This window comes from Rhizobacter sp. P1_G5 (assembly GCF_056405435.1).
Window position 1 is genome coordinate 1 of the sequence record NZ_JBFUCB010000639.1, and the last position, 3356, is coordinate 3356.

Below are 3356 nucleotides of genomic sequence, written 5' to 3' on the forward strand. Positions count from 1 at the left end.
GCGCGCCCCGCTGCGGGCCGTCGTCGAGCCGCGCACCGAGTTCAACTACGCCGAGCTGCACAACCAGGGCGATCCGGCCGAGCGGCGCAGCGCGCTGTTCCACCGCTTCGAGCTGCGCGGTGCGGTGACGCAGCCGGCGACGCGGGCGCACGTGCTGGTCGAGCTGAACTGCGGCATCGAGCGCGCGCGCTACGAGGCCGAGATCGAGCTGACGCAGGAGCGCACCAGCCTCGGCGCGCGCGTCAAGATGCCGCTCACCGCGCGGCTGATGCGCTCGGTCTCCGAGGCGGTGGTCAGCAGCCTGTTCGTGCAGGTGATGGTGGGCGGGCAGGTCATCCACAAGGACACCTATGCGATGCGGCTGATGCCGGTCGACCAGTGGCTGGACAACAGCACCAGCGGCGTCTGGCTGCCGTCGTTCGTGCTGCCGCGCGATCCGGCGGTCGAGCGCGCGATCACGCTCGCGCAGCGCTACGTGCGGGTGATCCGCGACGACCCGAGCGCCGGCTTCGAGGGCTACCAGTCGGCCTCGTCCGCCGACCCGGCCAGCCTGGAGAACGTGGACCTGCAGGTCGAGGCGATCTGGTCGGCGCTGCTGCACGAATGGGACCTCGGCTACATCAACCCGCCGCCCACCTACAACCGCGCGCTCGATTCGCAGCGCCTGCGCACGCCGAGCGCGGTGCGCAGCGCGCGCATGGGCACCTGCATCGACCTGACGCTGCTGTTCGCCGCCTGCCTGGAGCTGGTCGACATCCATCCGGTGGTGTTCCTGCTCGACGGCCATGCGCTGCCCGGCTACTGGCGCCACCGCGACTACCAGTTCGCGTACCGCGAGGTGATCAACCCGGGCGATGCGGTGCCGCAGGGCGACGAGCACCGCAGCGGCTCGCCGGGCGCGCAGACGCGGCCGTGGCGGGCCGGCCGGGCCAGCTACCGCGAGGTGTGGGGCCTGATCCGCGACGGCAAGCTCGCGCCGCTGGAGAGCGTGCGCCTGACCGAGCACTGCGGCTTCCGCGAGGCGCGCGAGGCTGGCGTGCAGGCGCTCAGCGAACCGCGCGACTTCGATTCGATCCTCGACATCGCGATCGCACGCGAGCACCAGGTCACGCCGCTGCCGATCGTCGCGCCGGCAGCGCTGGCGGTGGGAGAACGCGCATGAATGCCAGCCTCGTCACGAGCACGGCCGCCGAGCCGCTGCCGTTCAACGCCGCGCCGTGGGAAGCGGCCGATGCGGGCCTCGGCCTGCGCGAGCCGGCGCCCGCACTGGCGTCATCGCAGCAGGCGCTGCCGATCTCGATGCGCCGCCGCCGCGGCTTCACGCCGTCGATGGCCGATCCGCGCGCGAGCGTCAGCCTGCGCGACGACGACGGCGTGCTGCGCTGGAACTACGAGCCGCCGGCCGCGCAGGTGCTGCGTGGGCGCTCGCGGCGCGCCGGCTGGTTCGGCTTCGGCGAGGTGCTGCAGCGCTTCGAGTACGAGGACATCGGGCCGAACCGGATCGCGCAGTCGCTGGTCGCGCTCGACGCGCGGCTGACGCCGCAGCAGGGCCTGCGCCAGTGGGTCGACGGCGCGCTCGTGCCGGCACCGGCACCGCAGCTCGACGGCACGCAGCCCACGCTGCTGCTGGTGCACGGCACCTTCAGCAACAGCGACATGTGGTTCGACCAGCTCGGCGCGACGCCCGCCGGGCTGGCGCTGCTCGCGCAATGGAAGCAGGTGTACGGCGCGCGCATCTTCGCGTTCGACCATGCGACGCTGTCGGTCGCGCCGTGGCTGAACGCGCTCGACCTGCACCGCGCGCTGCGCGGCATCGCCGGCCCGGTCGACGTGGTGTGCCACAGCCGCGGCGGGCTGGTCGCGTCGTGGCTGCTGCGGCTCGCGCCGGTGCGGGTGCGGCAGGTGGTGTTCGTCGGCTCGCCGCTCGGCGGCACCAGCCTCGCGTCGCCGTACCGCCTGCGCGCCGCGCTCGACATGCTGGCCAACATCGCGAACGCGCTGTCGCTGGCCGGGCAGGCGGCGAGCACGGTGTTCCCGCTGGCCGCCGGCGCCGCGGGGCTGGCCAAGGTGCTGGGCAAGACGCTGCAGCTCGGCTCGGCCCTGCCGTTGGCCGATGCGGCGGTCGCGCTGGTGCCGGGCCTGGCGAGCCAGCAGCGCGTGACCGACAACGCCGAGACGCGCGCGCTGTTCGGCGACCGCTGGCTGGTGCAGCCGAAGTTCGCGGTGGTGACGGCCGATTTCGAGCCCAACCTCGACGCGCCGGCCTGGAAGTTCTGGACCCGCTTCCGCAACCCCGGCCTGCAGCTGGCGAGCCTCGGCGCCGACATCGTGTTCCCCGGTGCGAACGACCTGGTCGTCGACACCGACGCGATGAGCTTCTTCGGCCAGCCGGCGCAGGGCGAGCCGCAGGTGCTGTCGCTCGGCAAGACGGCGACGACCTTCCACACCAACTACTTCCGCGATGCGGCGGTGCTGAAGTTCATGGCCGGGCTGTCGCCGCCCGGCTGACGCCCGGCATCCAGGCAGCCCATGCCGACCAGCGCCGCCTCGACCGCCTGGTCCAGCGGCGTGTGCGGCTCGCGGCCCAGCACCGCGACCAGCCGGTCATTGGCCAGGCGCACCGGCTGCTTCCACAGGTAGCGCATCTCCAACAGTTCGCGCAGCGTGACGACGAACGGCGCCATCAGCCGCAGCAGCCACCACGGCGTGCGCACGATGCGCGGTGCCTGCCCGGTGCGGCGTGCGACCACGCGCTGCACCGCCTCGGCGATCTGCCGGCCGGTGGCGTCCCAGTGGCCGGCCATGTGGAAGCGCTCGAAGGCGCCGAGCTGCGCACGCCGGTCCAGCAGCTCGACCATCGTGCGCGCCACGTCGGGCAGGTAGCCCCACTGGTGGCCGACGCCGTCGTCGGCCGGGTTCGCGATCGACGTGACCGGCTTCCCCGGCTTCAGCATGCCCTGCGCGAGCCAGTTGTTGCCCGACTTCGGCCCGAAGAAGTCGCCGGCGCGCACGATCAGCACGCGCGCGCCCTGGCGGCTGGCGGCTTCCAGCCGGCTCTCCATCTGCACGCGGATCGCGCCCTTGCGGGTCTGCGGGTGCTGCGGCGAATCCTCGCGCAGCAGCGGGAACGCATCCGGCCCGAAGTTGTAGACCGTGCCCGGCAGCACGATGGTGGCGCGCTGCGCGATGGCCGCGGCGATCGTGTTGTCGACCATCGGCAGCACCACCTCGGCCCAGCCGCGGTAGCCCGGCGGGTTGACGGCATGCACGATCACCGCGCAGCCCTCGGCGGCCCGCAGCACGTCGGCGCGCTGCATCGCATCGCCGCGCAGCCAGGTGATGCCATCGCGTTGCTG

General features: G+C 73.1%; 2 protein-coding genes and 1 pseudogene. 2 read left to right on the top strand and 1 reads right to left on the bottom strand.

The annotated features are described in order from the left end of the window. Together AC1D12_RS28585 and AC1D12_RS28590 are read left to right on the top strand one after the other, a co-directional pair. Window positions 1–1162, top strand: a pseudogene (locus tag AC1D12_RS28585) (hypothetical protein); the annotation flags it as partial. Further along, window positions 1159–2508, top strand: coding sequence for an esterase/lipase family protein (locus AC1D12_RS28590; protein WP_477844488.1), 1350 nt, complete (start codon window positions 1159–1161; stop codon window positions 2506–2508). The pseudogene AC1D12_RS28585 and the gene AC1D12_RS28590, both read left to right, overlap by 4 nt. Here the strand turns inward: AC1D12_RS28590 and AC1D12_RS28595 are convergent. Beyond that, window positions 2451–3356, bottom strand: a 906-nt coding sequence (locus AC1D12_RS28595) for a Rossmann-fold NAD(P)-binding domain-containing protein (protein ID WP_477844490.1), incomplete at its 5' end; no start/stop codon positions are given. The genes AC1D12_RS28590 and AC1D12_RS28595 overlap by 58 nt on opposite strands.